Source organism: Micromonospora sp. NBC_01655 (assembly GCF_026339755.1).
Lineage (GTDB): Bacteria > Actinomycetota > Actinomycetes > Mycobacteriales > Micromonosporaceae > Micromonospora.
In genome coordinates, this window is the sequence record NZ_JAPEQF010000001.1 from 6979482 (window position 1) to 7000504 (window position 21023).

The following is a 21023-nucleotide window of genomic DNA, read 5'->3' on the forward strand; positions in this document are numbered from 1 at the left end:
CGACGGTGCCGGCCCGCGCCGAGGCGGGGACGGCACCGTCGTGAGCGACGTCGGACACGGGCCGGGGGATCAGCGGAGGATGCCGGGGGCCCCGCCGTCTCCGCCCGCGCCCCAGACGTCCTCGTCCTCCTCCAGCCAGGTGTTGCGCGGCTGCTCCTCCTCGGCGTAGCCGGCCCCGCCGTGACCCATCCCGCCCGCGCCGCCCCGGCCGGCCATCGCGCCGCCCGGTCGACCGGCCCCGGCCTTGCCGCCCGCGCCCCGACCACCGGCGCCGCCCGCCATGCCGGGGGACATCATGCCGCCCATGCCGGGCTTGCCGGCACCGAGCCGACCGCCCGCGCCCCGGCCGCCCGCGCCGGCCGCCCCGCCGCCCATCATCGGCGGCAGCCCCGGGCTGACCGCCTTGCCGAGCGCGCCGCCGCCGGGAATGCCCCCGCCCGCGCCGCCGCCGGACAGGCCCGCTCCGCCGCCACCACCCAGCCCGCTGCCCGAGCCGAGGCCCGTGGTGGTCGGTGCGCCAGCACCGGCCAGGCCGGTGCCGTAGCCGTCGTCGGGTCCGCCGGTGCCCGGGTAGCCGCTGCCGGGGAGGTTCCCCGTGCCCGGGGTGGACAGGTCCGGGTGGGCGGTCGACCCGAGGTCGGGTTTGCCGCCGTCGATCTGCGGCAGGTTGCCGACGTCGGGCGACTTAGCGCCGCCGATGTCCGGCATCCCGCCGACCTTCGGCACCCCGCCGCCGCCACCACCGCCACCGCCGCCCGTCTTCAGGTCGGGGATGTCCGGCTTGAGGTCGTCGCGGGTCCCCGGGTTCACGGAGCTCGGGGCCTCCATGGCCCGGTCCTTGAAGTTGTCGTTCACCTCGTTGTAGACCTGCCGGGCCTCGCCCTCCTGGTCGGAGAACCAGCCGGTCACCCAGTCGCCGAGCTTGCCGAGCTGCTCGACCGGCCAGCTGCCCATCAGGTCAGCCTTGACCCGGGTCTCGAAGAGTCCGATCCCGAGGGTGATCTCGCCGTTGCGGGCCGCCATGACGTCACCGACGCAGGCCGCCGGGATCGGCATCTTGCTCTGCGCCTGCTCCAGTTGGCTGGCGGCGGTCTCCAGGGTGGTCACGATGCTGACCTTGCCCCGGCCCGGCTTGTCGATGTCGTCGACGATGGTTTCGGCGTTCTTCGCGAGCCCCTCGATGTGCGTCTTGAACGACTTGTACGCCGGGCCCTTCCAGACCGCGCCGAGATCCTTGACGTTCGTCTCCAGGCTCTCCCGGACCTGATCGAGGTTCTTGATCAGTTCCTTCCAGCCCAGCGCGGCGCTCTGCACGTCGGCGGGCCGGCCCTCGACGAGCACCTCGCGGGCCATCGTCTCCCAGCTCTTGTCCCCCACGTCCCGTACCCCCGATCTAGCTGTCGCCGCCGCGGGCGGCGTCGTTGAAGGCCTTCTGCATCTCCTGCGCCGTCATGGCGTTGGCCCCCTCGGCGGTCTCGTAGTTCCGCTTGACCGTGCGCAGCGCCTCGGCCGCCGTGTACAGGTTCTCCGAGAGGGTGCGCAGCCCGCTCTCGGTGCTGCCGTACACCTGGTGGTGCTGCTGGGCGAGCTGCTGGGCGTACTGGAAGCCGCCGAGCGGACCCTTGCCGGCGACGGCCTGGTCGCCGCCGAGCTTCTCCTTGATGTCGGACATGTCATAGGACAGCCGGTTGAGGTAGCTGGCGTGCGTCTCCAGCCAGGTGATGGCCGAGTCGAGGTTGCCGGCGTCCCACTCCGTCTCGACGCCCTTCTCGCCCTTCCCGGCGACCAGCCCGGACGGCGTCTCGGCCTGGTCCACGCCGATCCGGTCGAAGCTGATCCCCCGGATGTCGCCCACCCTGGGGAACATCGGGTTGACCGGCATCGGGACGGCGAACTCGACGTTCACCCGGTCCGGATCGTTGTCTTCGTCGCCCATGGCGCCCTCCCCTGGTCCCGTGTCTGTGGTGTCGGTGTCAACGCGGCTGCGGGTCCGCCGGGGGCGCCGCCCCGGCCGGCCCGCCGCCTGGCGGCGGACCCGGCCGCCCCGCCGGGCCGTACGGATGCCCGCCCTGCTGTCCGGACGGCGGCGGCGCCGGTGGCGGGCTGACCGGACGCGGCTGGTACGGGTGCGGCCCGCGGCCCGGTGGTGGCCGGTACCCGGCCGGCGGGCCGCCGGGTGCCGGCCCGGGTCCCGGGTACGGCCCGTGACCGGCCGGCGGTCCGGGGCCCGGGGGCGGTGGCGGGCCGCCGGCCGGGGCCGGGCCGGCGCGGCGGCGGGCCGCCCGTCGGTTCACCACGACCAGCACCACGGCCACCCCGCCGGCCAGCAGCACCGCCGCGAGGCAGAGCGCGAGCTGGACCGGGGCATTGTCGGCCAGGCCGAAGGAGACCGCCGGACGATCGTCGCCGGCCTCGTCGCCCCCGGCGGCGGCCCGTGACGGCGTCGGCGAGGCACCGGACAGCAGCGGGTTCGTGGCCACCCCGGGCACCGACCGGGTCAGCGCGGCCAGCACGTCGACCGAGCCGAAGCCGTACTCGGGGTCGCGCCCCCGCGCCCCCTGATCGCGCGCGGTGCGGACCAGCCGGTTCACCACGTTGGCGGCGTCCAGCTTCGGGTACCGGGACCGCACCAGCGCCGCGACGCCGGAGACGACGGCGGTCGCCCGGCTGGTGCCGTCGGAGACGGCGTAGCCGTTGGGCGAGACGGCCGGCGGTGCCGGGGCGATGATCCGCTCTCCGGGCGCGGCCAGCCCCACCTCCGGGCCGGCGACCGACCCGCTCCACAGGGAGCCGGACCTGCCGGTGGCGCCGACCGCCAGGACGCCGGGAATGTTGGCCGGCAGCGGCACGGCGCGGTCGGTCCGCCGGTTGCCGGCGGCGGCCACCAGGACCGCTCCCTTGTCGAGCGCGTACCGCACCGCCTCGGTGGTCCGCTGGTCGCTGCCGGCGGCGCCGACGGACAGGTTGATCACGTCCGCGCCGGCGTCGGCCGCCCAGCGGATGGCGCCCGGCAGGTCCCAGTCCCGTTCGGGCCCCAGGGCGACCGGCAGGATCTTCGCCGCCGGGGCGATGCCCAGCTCGCGCATGGCGCCACCGCCCCGCCCGGCGATGATGCCGGCCATCGCGGTGCCGTGGCCGTTCTCGCGGTCCGGGTCGGTACGACCGTCGGCGGGCACCTCGCTCGACAGCGAGGTGCCCCGCAGCACCTGGCCCCGCAGGTCGGGGTGGGCGGCGTGCACCCCACCGTCGACCACGGCGACCGTGACGCCCTCGCCCCGGGTCAGCTTGTGCGCCTCGGGAATCCGCAACGCGTCGAGATACCACTGGAGGCCGCGTACCGTGTCGGCGGCCCGGGCCGGCGCGGGCCCGGGCAGGAGACCGCCGCCGGCGACGGTCACCAGCGCCAGCATGGTGGCTGCGGACCGCAGCAGCGGTCGGCGGCGCTTCCCCGTACGCATCGCTCTCCTACCCGTCACACAGAACGGCTCCGGTCCGGTCGAGCCGGACCGGAGCCGTGCCGGCGATTCTCTCAGCTAGTCCACACCTTGGAGTTGCTCATCTCGGTGGTGACGTAGTTCTCCCGGGCGAGGCCGACCGCGCCACCGATGTCGTTCAGGATCTTGTTGATGTCCCGGACGGCGGCGTCCCACTGCGCCTGGTGCTGCTGGTAGGCGGTGCGGTCCTCGCCCTCCCACTGGAGCTTGGTCAGCATGGACCGCAGCGTGTCGAGCTTCTCGTCGATGGTCCGCGAGATGGCAGTCATCTGCTGGTTGCTGCTCTCGAGGACCGCGTAGTCAACCTTGATCGTCACGATTTCCTCCTCTGCGCCTGGCTGCCGGTCACGGGTTCAGAGCAGCGTGGAACTTGTCCAGCATCTGCTGCTGCTCTTCGTCGTTGACCTGGTGGGTCGTACCGGACTGGTCGAGCAGGTCGGCGATGTTGTCCATCGCCGTCAGCAGCTTGGCGGAGTCCTCGTTCCAGCGCTGCATGAGCTGCTGGAAGCCCCCGGACGCCTGCCCCTTCCAGGCGATCGCCAGGTCGTCGACCACGTTCCACAGCTTCTTCAGCTCGCCGTCGACCTCGCTGCGCGTGGACCGCACGTCATTCGCCGCGGTATGCAGAGTCGATGCTTCGACCTCGAACGCCATGCTTCACACCCTTCCGTCATCGTTGTGGCGGCGGAACTCTGCCGCGCCCTCCCCCGCGGCAAGGCAACAACCCCACCGACGGACACTCTGGATGAGACGGTAACCGATCCCGTCCAGCCGGCGCAGCCCTGCCTTCGTACCGTCGTTCCTGGGCAAGTGGGATCCACCGCGCGTTCCGGTGCGGACCGTACGTAGGCGGATCCGACCCGCCCGCGCCCCGCCCTCAGGACGGCCGGCTGTACGACTTCACGTGCATCACCACGCCGACCACCAGCAGCACCACCAGCAGCACCACGCCCGCCCAGAGCACCGGCTTCTCCAGCGCCCGGTCCAGCACCACCGGGATCAGCGCGGCGACGCCCGTGATGAGCACCGCCTCGCTGGCCCGCCTGGCCCAGGTCACCTGGGCCAGTTGGGCGACCAGCGCCAGCCCGAGGAAGACCGGGATGGTCACCAGGGAGTACACGAAGAGCCCCAAGACCACTCTGGCCATGTCGCCGCCTCTCGGTCACTCGTAGAACTTGGAGTCCTTGACCCAGTCGATCGTGATGTCCTTGATGTCCGGATCCGAGCCGGTCGGCCCCCAGCCGGGCCGGGAGTCCGACACGAAGGCGAACCGGTTGTTGCTCTGGAACCCCGCCATCACGGCGGTGAACATCGCGCTGATGTCCCCGAAGATCAGCGCGAGGATGGCCACGCTCACGGTCATCCCGGCCACCCCGATCGCCTCCGCGATGGGCGCGGTGGGCGGGAACGCCTGGAGGGCGACCGACGCGATCACCGCGATCAGGATCGGGATGAGCGCCTCGACCAGCGCGTTCACGGCGTCGTTGAAGGCGTCCCGGGCGGAGGTGAGGGTGTCCTTGTTGGCGTTGAAGGCCTCGGCCAGCGAGTTGATCTCCGCCCCGAGCTTGCGGAGGAAGAGCTCGAACGCGTCCCGGTCGTCGAAGTCCCACTCGGTGTCGGACGGCGGCACCTGGTCCAGCGCCGCGCCGAACTGGTCCCCACCGAGCAGGCGCGCGGCGTCGCCCCACTCCTTGATGGACTTGTTGACCTCGTCGTTGTCGAACGTCTCGAGGTAGGCGATCATCACCCCCAGGATGCCGGCGCCCACCAGCCAGACCCAGTTGGCCCGGGCCGCGGGGAGGAGCCCGCGCACCGGTGCCGTCGCCGCGGCGACCGTGTGCGTGCCGGTCACCGCTCCGGACGCGTTGGCGATCAGGATCTCCGACATCAGCTGTTCCCCCTGTCAGGCGCCCGGCCGGTCACTTGACCACCCACGGCTGGTCCGACTTCTCCCAGTTCTTGGCGGTCTGCTCAAGCTGCTCGGCCGCCTTGTGCAGGTGCGTGATGCCGGTCTTCACGTTTTCGAGGTGACCGTCGACCGAGGCGTTGTGCGCCGCCACGGTCGTGCCACCGAAGAGGGTCAGCGCACCGCTCGGCAGCTTCACGCTTTCCAGCAGGGCCTGCACGTTGCGCAGGTACTGGATCGGGCCGTCCGGGGCGTCGAGCTTCTTGCTCGCCTTGCGGATCGCGTCGACGTCGACCTTGTTCGCCACCGTGTCTCCTCGCAGCTCAGCGGCGCATGCCGCGGAACGGGTCGGTCAGGTCCACCCCGAACTGGCGGAACCAGTCCTCCGGGGCCAGGGTGCCCTCCTGGGCCCGGCGGACCAGCTCGGAGCCGCCGAGCATCTCGGTCAGCAGCTCCTGCTGGCGCTCGCCGAAGGCCGCGTACGCCGCGTCGATGGCGGCCTGGAGCGCCTCCGCGAGGGAGTAGCTGTCCAGCCGCATCGCCCGGGCGTTGATCTCGATGTCACCGACCTTCATCTCGCCGTTCACCGTGACCCGGACCAGGCCGTCCGGGCTCTCCCCGGTAACCCGCAGGTCGGCGCGCTGCTGCTGGAACTCGGCCAGCCGGCGCTGCTGCTCCTGCGCCTGGCGCAACATGCTCTCCACAGCGCCACCGGCGCCGCCGTAACCCCGCGAGGTGCTCACGATGGTCCTCTCTTCACAAGCGACGGTCTGCCCGACGCTACCGGAACGGATGCCCGCCGTCCGCCCCTAGGCGGGCTCGGACCAGGCGGTCTGGATGAGCTGCTGACCGTCGCGCCGGCGCACCAGGGTGCCCCGGCCCGGCGGCTGCGGGCTCGGCCGCAGCGTGCCGAAGACCGCCCCCTCCTCCCGGTTGCCGGACATCAGCAGGCCCGGGGAGTCCAGCTCGCGGAGACGTTGCAGCACCGGCTCGTACAGCGCCCGCGCCACGCCGCCCACGCGGCGGGTGACGATCAGGTGCAGGCCGATGTCGCGGGCCTGCGGCAGCAGCTCCTGCAACGCGCTGAGCGGGTTGTTGCCGCCGGAGGCGACCAGGTCGTAGTCGTCCACCAGGATGTAGAGGTCCGGCCCCTTCCACCAGCTCCGGTCGCGGAGCTGGGCGGTGGTCACGTCCGGCCCGGGCAGCCGGTTCGACAGGGCGCTGCGGATCGACGCGAGCCCCTGGCCGAAGGCCTGGTTGGACGGCGCGTAGTCGAGCAGGTGCTCGCCCTCGACCGCGCCCAGCAGGCCGCGCCGGTAGTCGGCGATGACCAGCCGCGCCTGCGCCGGGGTGTACCGCTCGACGATCCCCTTCGCGATCGTCCGCAGCAGGTTGGTCTTGCCGCACTCGGCGTCGCCGAAGACCGTCAGGTGCGGCTCGCTCACCAGGTCCAGGTACACCGGGGCGAGCGCCGACTCGTTGACGCCGATCGGCAGGCCGGGCGCCGACCGGTCGGCGACCCGGACCAGCTCGTGCAGTGGCAGCCGGCGCGGCAGCAGCCGGACCTTCGGGGCCGGCGCGCCGGGCCACGCCCGCGCCACGTGTCCGGCCAGCGCGACCGACGCCTCGGTCAGGTCGTCGACGTCCCGGCGGCCGTCGATCCGGGACACCGCGGCCAGGAAGTGCAGCTTGTCGCGGGTCAGGCCGCGCCCCGGGGTCTTCTCCGGGACGTTCTGCGCCGCCCGACGGTCGATCTCCGACTCGGCCGCGTCGCCGAGCCGCAGCTCCAGCTTGGTGCCGAGCAGGTCCCGCATGTTCATCCGGATCTCCGCCCAACGCACCGCCGTGATCACCACGTGTACGCCGAAACCCAGCCCCCGGTTGGCCAGGTTCGTGATGGTCTGCTCCAGCTCCTCGTACTCCTGGCGCAGCGTGTTCCAGCCGTCCACCACGAGGAAGACGTCGCCGAACGGGTCGTCGGCGAACTCGCCGGCCGCCCGGCGCCGGCGGTACGCGGCCACCGAGTCGATGCCGTGCTGGGCGAACCGCTGCTCCCGCTCGTCGATCACGCCGACCACCTCGGCGACCGTCCGGCGGACCGCCTCGGTGTCCCGCCGGCCGGCCACGCCGGAGAGGTGCGGCAGCCCCTCCAGGCTGCGCAGCGCGCCGCCGCCGAAGTCGAGGCAGAAGAGCTGCACCTCGCGCGGGGTGTGGGTGAGTGCCAGCGAGGCGAGCATCGAGCGCAGCATGGTGCTCTTGCCGCTGAGCGAGGCCCCGACGATGACCACGTTGCCGCCCGCGCCGGCCAGCTCCACCAGCATCGGGTCGCGCCGCTGCTCGTACGGGCGGTCGACCACGCCGACCGGGACGGTGAGCCGGCCCCGGCCCTGCCAGCCCGAGGTGGTCAGGCCGTACGTCTTGTCGACGGCGAGCGGGCTGAGCAGGTCAAGCAGGCTCGGCGGCTCGGACAGCGGCGGCAGCCAGACCTGGTGGGCCGGGCGGCCCCGGCCGGCGAGCCGGTCGATCAGCACGTCGAGCATCGCCACGGCCTTGCCGTCGGCCGGCTGCTCCGGCTCGGCGACCGGTTCGACCGGCAGCTCCGGCGCGCGCACCGGCACGAAGTCGGTGCCGTACGGCACGATCCGGCGCTGCACCAGCGCCTGCGACGAGCGCGCCTGGTCGCCCGGCGCCCGGTACACCCCGGACACGTACGCCGCCCGGAACCGCAGCATGGTGGTGGTGTCGGTCTTCAGGTACCCGTGGCCGGGGGCGCTGGGCAGCTCGTACGCGTCCGGCACGCCGAGCACGATCCGGCTCTCCACCGCCGAGAACGTGCGCAGACCGATCCGGTACGACAGGTGGGTGTCCAGGCCGCGCAGCTTGCCCTCCTCCAGCCGCTGGCTGGCCAGGAGCAGGTGCACGCCGAGCGACCGGCCCAGCCGGCCGATCATCACGAACAGGTCGATGAAGTCCGGCTTCGCGGCGAGCAGCTCGCTGAACTCGTCGCAGATGATGAGCAGGCTCGGCATCGGGTCCAGCGGCTCACCGGCGGCCCGGGCCTTCTCGTACTCGTACCGGGAGACGTAGTTGCCGGCGGCGCGCAGCACCTCCTGGCGGCGGTTCATCTCGCCGGCCAGGGCGTCGCGCATCCGGTCGACCAGGGGCAGCTCGTCGGAGAGGTTGGTGATCACCGCGCTGGTGTGCGGCAGCGCGTCCAGCGAGGCGAACGTCGCGCCGCCCTTGAAGTCGACCAGGACGAAGTTCAGCTCCTCCGACGAGTGGGTGACCGCGAGCGCGGCGACCACCGTACGCAGCAGCTCGCTCTTGCCGGAGCCGGTCGCGCCGATGACCAGGCCGTGCGGGCCCATGCCCTCGTGCGCGGACTCCTTGAAGTCCAGCTCGACGACGTTGCCGTCCGGGCCCACGCCGAGCGGGATGCGCAGCCGCTCCCGTTGGCTGCGCGGACGCCAGGTCTGCTGCACGTCGACCCCGGCGGCGTCGCCGACGCCGAGCAGGTCGGGCAGCTCCGTGCTGCGGGCCAGCGGCTCGTCGGCGCTGGCCTGCTGCTGGGAGAGCCGGTACGGGGCGATCTGCCGGGCCAGGCCCTCGGCCGCGGTCGCGCTGAGCCGGTCCGGCCGGCCCAGCCGCGACGAGGAGGTCCCCCGGACGAGGTCCAGCGCGCTCCCGTCACCGACGTCGAGGCAGAGCAGCCAGCGGCCGGCGTCCCGGGGGACGGTGCCGGAGAGGTCGACGACCGTGGTGCCGAGCAGGCTCGGCCCGGTCAGGTGGCAGGTGGGGGCGATCTCGCCGCCGTCGATCAGCACCACCACGTGCGGCGCGGTGGTCAGCGGCTTCGCCTCCGGGGCGAACCGGGGCCGGCCGGCCAGCTCGTCGGCGAGGGACTCCTCGGCCTCGGTCAGGGTGGCGAAGACCAGCCGGCGGGCGCCCGCCGCGTCGGCGCGGCCGGGGTGCTGGGCGTGCGGCAGCCACTTCACCCAGTCCCAGGCCGGTTGCCGGTCGGGGGCGGCGACCACCGCGACGACCAGGTCCTCCGGGGCGTGGAAGGTGACGAGCTGGCCCAGCGCCGCCCGGGCCAGGTCGAGCACGGGCTCCCGCTCGCCGCGCAGCACCACCCGGGAGAACGCCCGCAGGGACAGCGCGGTGGGCAGGTCCGGCACCGTGGAGTGGGCCCGGACGAACCGGCGCAGCGCGATGGCGCTCATCGGCTCCAGGTCCTCGACCGGCTTGGTCTCCGGCGGCACGATCTCCACCGCCAGCCGCTGCGGGCCGACCGCGATCCGGGACTCGCCGAAGTCGTCCTCGGTGATCCGCCGCTCCCAGAGCCGGCGGGAGGTGGCGATCGACCAGAGCGCGTCGGGCTCCGGGTGCCGCCAGGTCATCGCGGCCCGCTGCTGCTCGGCCGCGCGCCGGGTGCGCTTGCGCATCTGGGCGAGGTAGCGCATGTAGTCGCGGCGCTCGGCGTTCAGCTCGGCCTTGTCGTTGCCGCCGTTGCTCAGCGACCCGATCGCCATGCCGAGCATCGAGACGCCGAACAGCCCGCCCGCGACGTACGTCATCATGCCGCCGCCCCGGCCGGCGTAGAGGAACGCCATCGCGCCCACGCCGCAGACCATCGGCAGGATCATCAGGAGCTGCCCCATCCCCCGGGGGGTCTGTTCGGGCAGCTCGGGCGGGGACTCCAGCAGCACCTCGCCGCGCGGCAGGGCGGGCCCCGGTTGGCGCGGAAGCCGGCGGAACACCACGGTGCTCACGGCTGTCTCCTCCCCAGAAGCGGCCCGGACGCCGACCGGCGCGGCGCGACGTGCGGGCCGGGGGCCACGACGACCGACCGCAGGCCGTCGGGTGGGCATCGTACGTGGCCGCCATCGTAGGTAATCTCCCGTGGGCGTCGTGGACCCACGGGGCGGTGCCGCCCCGGTGGGGGTGGAGCGTAGGCGAGCGCGAGGAGGCCACAGTGGCGACGAAGACGGCGACCGGTGGTCTGAGCCGGATCACCATCGTGGCGCCCCGGACCCGGATGGATCTCGCCCTCCCCTCCGACGTGCCGCTGGCCGACCTGCTGCCGACCCTGCTCCGGTACGCCGGGGAGGATCTCGCCGACGAGGGGGTCCGGCACGGCGGCTGGAGCCTCGCCCGGCTCGGCGGACAGCCGCTCGACGGTGGCCGTACCGCCGGGCAGCTCGGCATCCGCGACGGCGAGGTGCTCTACTTCAACCCCCGCGCCGCGGCGGCCCCGGAGATCGTCTTCGACGACGTGGTGGACGCGGTGGCCACCGCGACCAACCAGCGCCCGGGTAGCTGGCAGGTGGGCACCACCCGCTCGTTCTCGGTGCTCTTCGCCGCGGCGGCGCTGTCCGCCGGGGCGCTGGCGGCGCTGTTCGCCGGCCCGCCGCAGCTTCCCGGCGCGATCGCCGCCCTGCTGGTCGCGGTCGCCCTGGTGGTCAGCGCCGCGGTGCTGTCCCGGGCGGCCGGTGACAGCCGGACCGGTTCGGTGCTCGCGCTGGCCGGCATCGGGCACGCCGCGACCGGCGGCCTGCTGGTGCTGGCCGGTGACCGGACGCTGGCCGAGCTGGCCAGCCCGCACGTGCTGCTCGCGGCGACCGCCGTGGTGGTGTTCGGCGCGGTCGCGGCGCTGGCGGTCGGCGACCGGCTGCCGCTCTTCTTCGGCGCGACCGCCGTCGGCGCGGCGGTGGGCCTCGGCGCGGTGGTGAGCCTGGCGTTCTCCGTCGGCGCTCCGGCCGCCGCCGCAGTGGTCGCCACGGTCGCGTTCGCCACCCTGCCGGCCCTGCCGATGGCGTCCTACCGGCTGGCCCGGCTGCCCGTCCCGTCCATCCCGACCGGCCCGGACGACCTGAAGACCGACACCGAGACCGTGGACGGCCGCCGGGTGCTGCGGCTCAGCGAGCGGGCCGACGCGTTCCTCACCGGCCTGCTGTGGACGGTGGCGCTGCTGGTGCTGGGCGGGGAGGTCGTCCTCGCCCTCGACGGCCGGTTGCCGGCGACGCTGCTCTGCCTGGTGTTGGCCCTGCTGTCGCTGCTGCGCGCCCGGCCGTTCATCGGCCGCGCCCAGCGCGTCCCGGTGCTCCTCGCCGGCACCCTCGGGCTCGGCCTGGCGGCGGCGGCCACCTTCGCCGCCGGCTCCACGGCGCTCCGGCTCGGCGTGGTCCTCGGCGGCCTGGTCGTGGCGGCCGTGATCAGCCTGATCTACGGGCTGACCGTGGCCGGCAAGCGGATCTCGCCGGTCTGGGGCCGGCTCCTGGACATCGTCGAGATCCTGCTGATCATCTCGCTGGTCCCGCTCGCGGTCTGGGTCTGCGGCCTGTACGGCTGGATCGTCAACCTCCGCCCCTGACGGCCCGTTCGCCACCGCCGGGCAGAACGCGGCCCACTCGCCACCGCCGGGCGACGACCGGCCCCGCCCACCACCGCCGGGCAACGACCGGCCCCGCCCGGTCCCGTCGGCGGAGCACCCGGCCGTACCGGACTCACTCGGCGCGGTGGTCGATGACGCGCAGGGCGACCGGGGCGGTGGCGTAGACGCCGGGGCCGTGCTCGCCGTCCAGCGGCCGGGCCGGGAGCCCGCCCCGTCGGGCGACGTCCCGGACCACCTTGACCAGCGCCTCGACGTGGTCGGCGGGGGCCGCGACGCGCAGCAGCGGCGGGGTCGGCCGATCGCCGGGCCGGACCACGGCGGCGAGCGTGTGGGACGGGGCGGAGGTCGCGGTGACCGCGTCCACCAGGGCACCCCAGGTAGCCCCGGGGCGGGCGCGCAGGGCCAGGCAGCGCTGGGTCCAGCCGCCGCCGCGCAGTCCGGTCCAGGTCTCCGCCTGCGGCGCGGGCGCCAGGTCCATGCCGGCCGCCGAGACGACCGCGGCGCGCAGTTCGTCCCGGCCGAGGACCCGGTGGCTCAGGCCGCCGGCGTGCAGCGCCTTGCCGAGCCGGCCGACCGCGGCGGACACGGTCCGGTGCACGCCCAGCATCCCGCCGCCCCGGGTCACCGTCTCGTTGCGGGCGTCCCGCACGGACAGCCGCACGGCCACCCAGACGGTGCGGTGGGCGGCTGGGGGAGCGCCCGGGGCCGGATACCAGACCAGGGTGTGCGAGACGACCTGGGCGAGGGAGACCGGGGCCGAGAACTCGGCCAGCACGGCCAGCGCCCGGTCCACCACCGCCGCCTCGACGGAACCGGCGGGCGCTCCGGGACGCGGGTCCAGCGCCACGGCGGCGAACCAGCCCTGGCCGTCCTGGCCGATGCCGAGGCGGGTGCCCCGCTCGGTCAGCTCGGTCACGGTCAGCTCCGGTGCCAGGGCGGCCAGCCGGGGCTCGTCCGGCCCACCGGCGGTCACCGCGGCCCGGGCCCGGTCCCGGCGACGCCGCAGCCGGCGGCGCAGCAGCAGGTCCTCGTACCACCAACGGCCGCCGCGACGGGCGAAGGTGGCGGCGACCGCCGCCACCGCGAGGGCGGCGACGACCCCGACCAGCCAGCCGGGGCCGCCGAGGGCGGAGGACACGGCGATGGCGCCGAGCTCCGCCACGACGAACTGCCCGACGACGACCGGACCGAGCCGGCCCCGGCTGCGCCGGTCGGCCGGGACGACCGCGCGGTCGGGCGGCGCCGGCAGGGCTGGCGGGTCGGCCGAGCCGGTGGCCGTACGACCGGGTGGCGCCTGGACCTGCGGCATCGGTGGCGTCCCTTCTGGACGGGCGGCTTCCTGAGCCGGTCCGGGGCGGGCGGTGGTCCCGTTCCCCGGCCGACGGCCCCTTATCGTAGGGAAGCCCGCGGCGGAGCTCGGACCTGATCGTCGCGGACCCATCCCGCCGGAGGTAAGTCATGCGGACCCGCCGCGACCAGGTGCAGGCGTACCGCTTCGTCACCCGCCGGATCGTCTCCGCGCTGCTGTCCGGCGATCCGGAGACCACGAACCTGCCGATGCGGCGACTCGGCCTCGCGGTGGTCGGCAGCGTGGTGGCCGCGGCGGTGGTGCTCGGCGGCGTCGGCGCGTACGGCCAGCTCACCGGCAACGCCGCGCCGCTGGAGGCGAACACGCTGGTGATCGAGCGGGAGACCGGGGCGACGTACGTCTACGTGGACGGCCTGCTGCACCCGACCCTGAACTACGCCTCGGCCCGGCTGATCCTCAACGAGGCGGACCCGGCGGTGCGGACCATGTCGCAGGCGTCGATCGCCGACCGGCCGCGCGGGCGTACCGTCGGGATCGTCGGCGCCCCCGACGCGCTGCCCGACCGGAAGTCGCTGATCGGGCTGCCCTGGTCGGTCTGCGACGTGCCCGACCCGGCTGACCCGCGCCGCTCCACCACCCACCTGGTGATCGACCGGCCGCTCTCCGGCGGCGTGCCGCTCGGCGACCGGGCGGTGCTGGTCACCGTCGGCGGCGGGCGGTACCTGCTCACCGGCGACGCCCGGCTGCGGATCGCGGGCGGGGACCCGGCGACCGCGGCGCTGCGGATGGCCGGTGCCCCCACGGTCACCGTCGGCGAGCAGTTGCTCAACGCCGTGCCGGCGGGTCCGGTGCTCCGCGAGCCCGACATCGAGGGCGAGGGGGACGCCAGCCGGCTGACCGTGGGCGACGGGGCGGCCCGGGTCGGCGACGTCTTCCGGGCCGCCGAGCAGCACTACGTGCTGACCCGGGAGGGGCTGGCCTCGATCGGCGAGGTCACCGCCCTGCTGCTGCTGCGCGACGGCGGGCGGGTCACCGACATCACCCCGGACCAGGCCGGCCGGCTGCTGACCCGGGAACGGGTGGAGCCGGAGGGGACGCCGCGGACGCTGCCGACGCTGCACCCGGTCCAGGCGGGCCGCACGGTGCTCTGCGCCAGCTACCGGAAGGGGGCCGTGGACGGGCCGCCCACCACCACGTTGGAGGTCTTCGACCGGGTGCCGGCCGAGCTGAGCGGCCCCGCCGCGCCGCCGGTCCGGCAGGGCGCCCGGGACGCGGTCCGCACCGCCGAGCAGGTCCTGCTGCCGGGCGGGAAGGGCGTGCTGGTCCAGGCCGCCCCGGGCGCCGGGGACGGCGGCGCGGGCGCGCCGGGCTCGACGGTCTACCTGATCAGCGCCCAGGGGGTGCGCTATCCGCTGGGCACCCGGTCGGGCGACGCGCTGACCGCCCTCGGGTACGGCGGAGTGGCCCCGCTGGCGGTGCCCGCGTCGCTGCTGTCACTGGTGCCCACGGGCCCCACCCTCGAACGGGAGGACGCGCTCGCGTACTTCACCCCGGGCACCGCGAGCAGCGGCGCCCCGGCCGAGGCAGCGGGTCGCCCGCCCGCCGGGGGCGCGAGCCGCACACCGGACCGGGAGGCGAGCGGCGAGCCGAGCCGGCCGGCGCAGGACGGGGCGACCGGGGCGCCGGCCACCGGCGGGTGACCGTGGTGGCCGGGTCCGGCCATGTCGGTGGCGTCGGACCGCTCTCGCCGGGGTCGCCCAGGTTGGCCGCCGTCCACTAACCTGGTCCTCGCCAACGGTTATCGACGAGGACTACGGGGATGCTGCCATGACCGGGCGCACGACAGTCGACGTACTGTCCCTAGAGGACTTCCACAAGCGGTTGGCCGGTCGGCTCACCGAGGCCGAGGCCGTGCTCAAGAAACTCAACACCGAGATGCAGTGCCGGCCGCCGGAGCTGGGCACCTTCGCGGACGCGACCAGCAACGCCCGGCGCTACTCCGACCTGCACCTGAGCTACGCCCAGCAGGTCGAGCGGCTCCGCGACGCGGTACGGGCCGCGCAGAGCGCGACCGGCACGATCCTGACCAACTACAAGACCACCGAGGCGCGCAACGCGGCCAACTCCGCCGACATCGCCGCCGCCCTCGGCGGGGTCGACGACGCGCTGGGCAGGCAGGAGGACCCTCGTGTCTGAGTACACCGCGCGCTACGAGCACGTCAGCCACCAGGAGCTGTACGACGCCGTGAAGGCCGGCGACCCGGCCCAGATCGACGGGCTGGCCACCAAGTGGAACTCGATGAAGGGCACCCTCGACGACCTCGCCCGCGACCTGCGGAGCGACCTCGACAAGCTGGCCAACGGCTGGACGGGGGACGCCGGGCGGGAGTTCCAGCGCCGGCTGTCGCTGATCGTCGACTACTCGACCACCCTCTCCGAGGGGATGGCCGACGTCCGCCAGGGGCTGACGCTGATGGCCACCGACCTGCGCACCGCGAAGAAGGACGCGGAGAGCCCGGACGAGACCGACGACCACGACCAGGCGGTCTCCGGGGCACTCAAGGGCGGCGCGACCTTCGGCCTGCCCGGCGCGATCGTCGGCGGCATCATGGGACACCAGAAGGACAAGGCCGAGCAGGAGAAGGCCCACCGGCGGATGGTGCAGGTGGTGGCCGAGCTGGCCGCCGGTTACGACCTGTCCGCGTACGGCCGGCTGGTCGCCCCGCCGGAGCCGGACCGGGACCTGCCGGTCGACCCGACCACCTCCACGACGACGCCGTCCGCCGGCCCCGGAGCCAATACCCCGACAGCCGCACCGGGCCCCGGCAAGGGCACCCCGACCACCGGCCACCAGACGGTGTCCGCCCCGGACAGCCCGGCGCCCGCGCCGCACACCGGGTCGACGCCGCTCGGCGGCACCGGCACGGTCGACGGCGGCCTGGGCACCGACCCGGGCGCCGGGACGTCGCTCGCCGGCGCCGATCCGGGGCTCGGCGGGGCGCTGCCGACCGGCGGCACGCCGGGCACGGTCGGCCTGGCCGGCGGGACCGCCGCCGCGTCGGCCGGCACCGGGGCGGGGCTGGTCTTCGGGGCGCCCACCGGGGCACCGGCCGGCGGTGTGCTCGGCGGCGGTACCGGCTCGCTGGCCGGGTCGGCCCGCGGCGGGGCGACGGCGCCGGCGCGGCCGGCCGGCGGCTTGGCGGCGGCCGAGCACCGCGCCGCCACGGGCGTGGGCCGGGTCGGCGCGAACGGGGCCTCCGGCGGCCGGGCGGGCGTGCTCGGCGGGCACGGACGGACCGCCGAGGACGAGTCCGACGAGCGGTTGACCTGGCTGACCGAGGACGACATGGTCTGGCGGGACGGCGACACCGGCGTTCCACCGGTGCTCGGGGCGAGCTGACCCGTCCTCTCCACCCGTACGGCGCGGGGCCCTCCATCCGGAGGGCCCCGCGCCTTTCTCCGACCTGGCTATCCATCATGCGTATACATGGTGTGTATAGTCGCGCCATGTCGATCGGTCAGACCTTCCTCGGGCTCCTCGAGGCCAGCCCCCGCCACGGCTACGACCTGAAACGCGCCTACGACGAACGGTTCGGCCAGGCCCGCCCGCTGCACTTCGGCCAGGTCTACGCCACCCTGTCCCGGCTGCTGCGCAACGGCCTCGTCGAGGTCGACTCGGTCGAGTCCGGCGAGGGCCCGGAACGCAAGCGGTACGCCATCACCGAGGCCGGGGTGACCGACGTGCAACGCTGGCTGTCCCAGCCGGAGAAGCCAGAGCCGTACCTGCACAGCACCCTCTACACCAAGGTGGTGCTGGCGCTGCTGACCGGCCGCTCCGCCGCCGACCTGCTGGACACCCAGCGCGCCGAGCACCTGCGGCTGATGCGCGAGCTGACCCGGCGCAAGACCGGCGGGGACCTCGCCGACCAGCTCATCTGCGACCACGCCCTGTTCCACCTGGAAGCCGACCTGCGCTGGTTGGAGCTGACCGCCGCCCGACTGGACGAGCTGGCCGTGGCGGTGCGGCGGTGAACGCGGCAACCGCCCCCGGCGGGGCGACGACCGGGCAGGACCCGACCGGAACGGAGCTGCTGGTCGCCGAGGACCTGCACCGCGCCTTCGGCCCGACGCCGGCGCTGGTCGGGGCGTCGCTTGCCGTACGGGCCGGTGAGGTGGTGGCGGTGATGGGGCCGTCAGGCTCCGGCAAGTCGACCCTGCTGCACTGCCTCGCCGGCATCGTCCGGCCCGACTCCGGCCGGGTGACCTACCGGGGCGCGGACCTGACCGCCATGTCCGACCGGGAGCGCAGCGCCCTGCGCCGGGGGCAGTTCGGCTTCGTGTTCCAGTTCGGCCAGCTCGTGCCCGAGCTGACCTGCCTGGAGAACGTGGCCCTGCCGCTACGGCTGGAGCGGGTCGCCCGGCGTGAGGCCGAGCGGCGGGCCACCGACTGGCTCGGCCGGCTGGAGGTCGCCGAGGTGGCCGGCAAACGGCCCGGCGAGGTCTCGGGCGGGCAGGGCCAGCGGGTCGCGGTGGCCCGGGCGCTGGTGACCGTTCCCCGGGTGGTCTTCGCCGACGAGCCGACCGGCGCGCTCGACTCGCTCAACGGGGAGCGGGTGATGCGCCTGCTCACCGGGGCGGCCCGGGAGACCGGCGCGGCCGTGGTGCTGGTGACCCACGAGGCGCGGGTGGCCGCGTACTCGGATCGGGAGGTGGTGGTCCGGGACGGCCGGACCCGGAACCTGGAGCCGGCGGCATGACCGGGCCACGGACGCCGGACGGCGTGACCGGACCGGAGGTGCCGCCCCGCGCGGCCGGCCGGCTGCCCGGGGCGCTGGCGGACCTGCTGATGGGCGCGCGGATGGCCGTCACGGGCGGCCGGGACGGGTGGACCCGGGCCGTGCTGACCGCGCTCGGGGTCGGGGTCGGGGTGGCCATGCTGCTGCTCGCCGCGGCGGTGCCGGGCGCGCTCGACGCCAGGGCGGCGCGCGGCGACGCCCGGGCGGACGTCGGGAACGGACCGGAGCTGACCTCGGCGGCGAACACGCTGCTGGTGGCACCCGTTGACACCGTCTTCCGGGAGCGGCCGGTGCGCGGCCGGATCCTCCGAGCCGAGGGGCCGGCCGCGCCGCTGCCGCCGGGGGTGCCCCGACTGCCGGCGGCCGGTGAGGTGGTCGTCTCCCCGGCCCTGCGGGAGCTGCTCGACTCGCCCGACGGCCCGCTGTTCGCGCCCCGGCTCGGCGGCGCCCGGGTCACCGGCACCATCGCGGCGCAGGGTCTCACCGGCCCGCACGAGATGGCCTTCTACCTGGGCAGCAACGCCCTGACGGCGGACCGGGCGCAGCGGATCGACCACTTCGGCGGCGGGCCGCCCAGCGAGGAGTTCTCGCCTGTCCTGATGGTCCTCGTCGTGGTCGTCTTCGTGGTGCTGCTGCTGCCGATCGTGGTCTTCGTCGGCGCGGCGGTCCGCTTCGGCGGCGACCGCCGGGACCGCCGGCTGGCCGCCCTGCGCCTGCTCGGCGCCGACGCCGGGATGATCCGGCGGATCTCCGCCGGGGAGGCGGCGGCCGGCGCGGTGCTCGGCCTCGCCGTCGGCGGCGCGCTCTTCGCCGCCGGCCGCCAACTCGCCCCGCTGCTCACCTTTCAGGACGTCAGCGTGTCCGCGTCGGACCTGCGCCCGTCCCTGCCGCTGGTGGCGGCGGTGGGGGTCGCGGTCCCGGTGCTCGCGGTGCTGGTGGCGCTCGTCGCCCAGCGCCGGGTGGTGGTCGAACCGCTCGGGGTGAGCCGGCAGGGGACGACGGTCCGCCGCCGCCTGTGGTGGCGGCTGCTGCTGCCGGCCGCCGGCCTGGCGCTGCTGTACCCGCTGACCGGCGTCGGCGAGCGCACCACCGGCAGCGACGACTACCAGGTGGCGGCCGGAGCGGTGCTGGTGCTGATCGGCACGGTCACCCTGCTGCCCTGGCTGATCGACCTGGTGGTGGGCCGGCTGCGCGGTGGCCCGGTGCCGTGGCAGCTCGCGGTGCGCCGGCTGCAACTGGACAGCGCCACCTCCGCCCGCCTGGTCAACGGCGTCGCCGTGGCGGTGGCCGGCAGCATCGGCCTGCAGATGCTGGTCGCCGGGGTGGAGGACCGGTTCACGACGCGTACCGGCCAGGACACCTCGCGGGCCCAGGCGTACGTCTGGTTCGCCGACCTGCCCGACCCCGGGGCCGCACTGGCGCGGCTGGCCGCCGCCCCCGGCGTCACCCGCAGCGCGGGAACGCTGGCCACGGTGGCGTTCGGGGAGGAGAAGCCCGGCACGGACACATTCCCGTTCGCCCACGTGCGGATCGGCGACTGCGCCGCGCTGGCCGAGTTCGCCCGGCTCGGCTCCTGCACGGACGGGGACGTCTTCCTCGCCGAGGGACCGGCCGGCGGGAGGGCCGGCCCCGGACCCGGAACCCGGATGACCGTGGGCTCGAACGCGGCCCCCTGGACGGTGCCGGCCCGGACCCGCACGGTGCCCGCGACGCCGGACCCGGGCTGGGGACCACGCGGCGGCCTGCTGGTCACCCCCGGCGCGGCCGACGCCTCCCGGTGGACGGGGCTGAGCGCAGAGGCGCTGATCAGCGTCGATCCGGGCGACCCGGACGCGCTGGAGCGGGTCCGCAACGCCGCCGCCGAGGTGGACCTGCGCGCCCAGGTCAGCACGCTGACCGATGTCACCTGGTCGACGCAGTTCGTCAACGTCAAGCGCGGCCTGGCCGTCGGCGTCGTGGTGACCCTGCTGCTGCTCGGGGCGAGCATGCTGGTCGGCGTGCTGGAGCAACTGCGGGAGCGCCGCCGCCTGCTGGCCATGCTGGTCGCCGTCGGCACCCCGCGCCGCACGCTGGGCTGGTCGGTGCTCTGGCAGGCGGCGGTGCCGGTGCTGATCGGGCTCGGCCTCGCGGTCGGGTTCGGGCTGGGCCTCGGGGCGGTGCTGCTGCGCATGGTCGGCGCGCCGGTCACGGTGAGCTGGCCGGTGGTCGCGCTGGGGGCCGGCCTCGGCGGTGGGGTGGTGCTGCTGGTGACCGGCGCGAGCCTGCCGGTGCTCTGGCGGCTGACCCGCCCCGACGGCCTGCGGGCCGAGTGAGCCGGGCCGACAGCACGAGGGGTCTGCGGGCCACTGTCGACAAGACCGTCTCCATCGATGGATCCGCCGTCGAATTCCACCGGTGCCCGTCTGTCCACAGCGACGGTTGGTGGCCCGACTCACCCCCACGGCGCTCCGCCGAGGCTGCGGGTGGACCGGAACGGGGATAGGTTGATGTCGTGCAGTCCGTAGCGTTCGCCCGCCCCTCCCGGCCGGTGACGCTGCGCGGGGCACGCCCGTCGCGGCAGGCGGCGCTGCGCCGCATCCGGGACCTGGGTCGCCTCGCGCTGACCGCCCTGGTCCTCGCGGTCGGCCTCGGTGGGGCATCCGCCCTGACGGCCGCCGCCCCCGCCTCCGCCGCCGAGCTGGCCCGCCCCGCCGTGGTGACCAGCCGGGTAGCCGAGCTGCGCCCCGGGCCCGGCCCGGCCGCGGAGTCGCGCACCCGGCCGGCCGCCCCGCACGTCCGGCCGGCCCCCGGGAACGCCCGGCCCTCGGCGACCGCCCCGGTTTCGACCGCGACGGCGACCGGCCGGGTCGACCGTCCCGCCGTCGACCCGGCCGGCGGCGCCGTCGTCCGGCGCGGCCCGCCCCGGCACTGACCCGGGCCGAGCAGGCGCCGATCCGGGCCGTTGCGGCGCCGCACCGCGCCGCCCCGGCACCCCGTCGGCTCGCCGCGAGCCCGCCGACGGCCGCGCCCTCCCGCGCCGCTGACGACCACGCCCACCGTCACCCGCGGCGCTGACGGGCCGGCGAGGGCCCGTCCGGCACCGGTTCACGTGCGGCCCACCGCCCGCCCGGCGGGCCATGACCGT

Annotated in this window: 19 protein-coding genes; 8 read left to right on the forward strand and 11 right to left on the reverse strand. The window is 75.2% G+C overall.

What is annotated here, in order from left to right:
* Positions 1-69 precede the first annotated feature (69 nt).
* The 10 genes from OOK41_RS30825 to eccCa all read right to left on the reverse strand — a co-directional run bounded on the left by OOK41_RS30825 (position 70) and on the right by eccCa (position 10172).
* Positions 70-1377: a WXG100 family type VII secretion target gene (locus tag OOK41_RS30825; protein WP_128763583.1), complete on the reverse strand. Its 1308-nt coding sequence runs from the start codon at positions 1375-1377 to the stop codon at positions 70-72.
* 16 nt (positions 1378-1393) lie between these two features.
* Positions 1394-1936 carry a hypothetical protein gene (locus tag OOK41_RS30830; RefSeq protein WP_117668643.1) on the reverse strand — a complete coding sequence of 181 codons (543 nt, stop codon included), beginning with the start codon at positions 1934-1936 and terminating at the stop codon, positions 1394-1396.
* Positions 1937-1973: 37 nt separating this feature from the next.
* Positions 1974-3458 carry a S8 family serine peptidase gene (locus tag OOK41_RS30835; RefSeq protein WP_266267612.1) on the reverse strand — a complete coding sequence of 495 codons (1485 nt, stop codon included), beginning with the start codon at positions 3456-3458 and terminating at the stop codon, positions 1974-1976.
* 71 nt (positions 3459-3529) lie between these two features.
* Positions 3530-3811: a WXG100 family type VII secretion target gene (locus tag OOK41_RS30840; RefSeq protein ID WP_117668641.1), complete on the reverse strand. Its 282-nt coding sequence runs from the start codon at positions 3809-3811 to the stop codon at positions 3530-3532.
* A gap of 28 nt (positions 3812-3839) precedes the next feature.
* Positions 3840-4148, reverse strand: a complete 309-nt coding sequence (locus OOK41_RS30845; RefSeq protein ID WP_117668640.1) for a WXG100 family type VII secretion target — start codon at positions 4146-4148, stop codon at positions 3840-3842.
* A gap of 223 nt (positions 4149-4371) precedes the next feature.
* Positions 4372-4641: a hypothetical protein gene (locus OOK41_RS30850; RefSeq protein ID WP_117668639.1), complete on the reverse strand. Its 270-nt coding sequence runs from the start codon at positions 4639-4641 to the stop codon at positions 4372-4374.
* Between the two features lie 15 nt (positions 4642-4656).
* A complete protein-coding gene (locus OOK41_RS30855) occupies positions 4657-5382 on the reverse strand; it encodes an NADH-quinone oxidoreductase subunit H (RefSeq protein ID WP_207892738.1) in 726 nt (241 codons plus the stop codon).
* Between the two features lie 31 nt (positions 5383-5413).
* The gene (locus OOK41_RS30860) at positions 5414-5707 is read right to left on the reverse strand and encodes a hypothetical protein (protein ID WP_117668637.1); all 294 of its coding nucleotides are present in this window, start codon (positions 5705-5707) and stop codon (positions 5414-5416) included.
* A 16-nt stretch (positions 5708-5723) separates the two neighbouring features.
* The gene (locus OOK41_RS30865) at positions 5724-6143 is read right to left on the reverse strand and encodes a YbaB/EbfC family nucleoid-associated protein (protein ID WP_266267613.1); all 420 of its coding nucleotides are present in this window, start codon (positions 6141-6143) and stop codon (positions 5724-5726) included.
* 66 nt (positions 6144-6209) lie between these two features.
* Entirely contained in the window at positions 6210-10172 is a 3963-nt protein-coding gene (eccCa, locus tag OOK41_RS30870) for a type VII secretion protein EccCa (protein WP_266267614.1), read from the reverse strand.
* A gap of 203 nt (positions 10173-10375) precedes the next feature.
* Between eccCa and eccD the strand changes: the two genes are divergently transcribed.
* Positions 10376-11773, forward strand: coding sequence for a type VII secretion integral membrane protein EccD (gene eccD / locus OOK41_RS30875; protein ID WP_117668634.1), 1398 nt, complete (start codon positions 10376-10378; stop codon positions 11771-11773).
* Between the two features lie 133 nt (positions 11774-11906).
* Here eccD and OOK41_RS30880 read toward each other — a convergent pair whose 3' ends face one another.
* Positions 11907-13103: a type VII secretion protein EccE gene (locus OOK41_RS30880; RefSeq protein WP_266267615.1), complete on the reverse strand. Its 1197-nt coding sequence runs from the start codon at positions 13101-13103 to the stop codon at positions 11907-11909.
* A gap of 149 nt (positions 13104-13252) precedes the next feature.
* Between OOK41_RS30880 and eccB the strand changes: the two genes are divergently transcribed.
* The 7 genes from eccB (at position 13253) to OOK41_RS30915 (ending at position 20810) form a co-directional block, all read left to right on the forward strand.
* Positions 13253-14803 (forward strand): type VII secretion protein EccB, encoded by a 1551-nt coding sequence (eccB, locus tag OOK41_RS30885; protein WP_266267616.1) that lies wholly within the window; start codon positions 13253-13255, stop codon positions 14801-14803.
* Between the two features lie 127 nt (positions 14804-14930).
* Entirely contained in the window at positions 14931-15299 is a 369-nt protein-coding gene (locus OOK41_RS30890; protein WP_117668631.1) for a hypothetical protein, read from the forward strand.
* Positions 15292-16503 (forward strand): WXG100 family type VII secretion target, encoded by a 1212-nt coding sequence (locus OOK41_RS30895; RefSeq protein ID WP_266267617.1) that lies wholly within the window; start codon positions 15292-15294, stop codon positions 16501-16503. The genes OOK41_RS30890 and OOK41_RS30895 overlap by 8 nt, the downstream gene beginning before the upstream one ends.
* 107 nt (positions 16504-16610) lie before the next feature.
* A complete protein-coding gene (locus tag OOK41_RS30900; protein ID WP_117668629.1) occupies positions 16611-17135 on the forward strand; it encodes a PadR family transcriptional regulator in 525 nt (174 codons plus the stop codon).
* A gap of 74 nt (positions 17136-17209) precedes the next feature.
* Positions 17210-17860, forward strand: a complete 651-nt coding sequence (locus tag OOK41_RS30905; protein WP_243639594.1) for an ABC transporter ATP-binding protein — start codon at positions 17210-17212, stop codon at positions 17858-17860.
* Positions 17857-20211, forward strand: a complete 2355-nt coding sequence (locus OOK41_RS30910; RefSeq protein WP_266267618.1) for an ABC transporter permease — start codon at positions 17857-17859, stop codon at positions 20209-20211. Before OOK41_RS30905 ends, OOK41_RS30910 begins: the two co-directional genes overlap by 4 nt.
* Positions 20212-20390: 179 nt before the next feature.
* Entirely contained in the window at positions 20391-20810 is a 420-nt protein-coding gene (locus OOK41_RS30915) for a hypothetical protein (protein ID WP_266267619.1), read from the forward strand.
* Positions 20811-21023 lie beyond the last annotated feature (213 nt).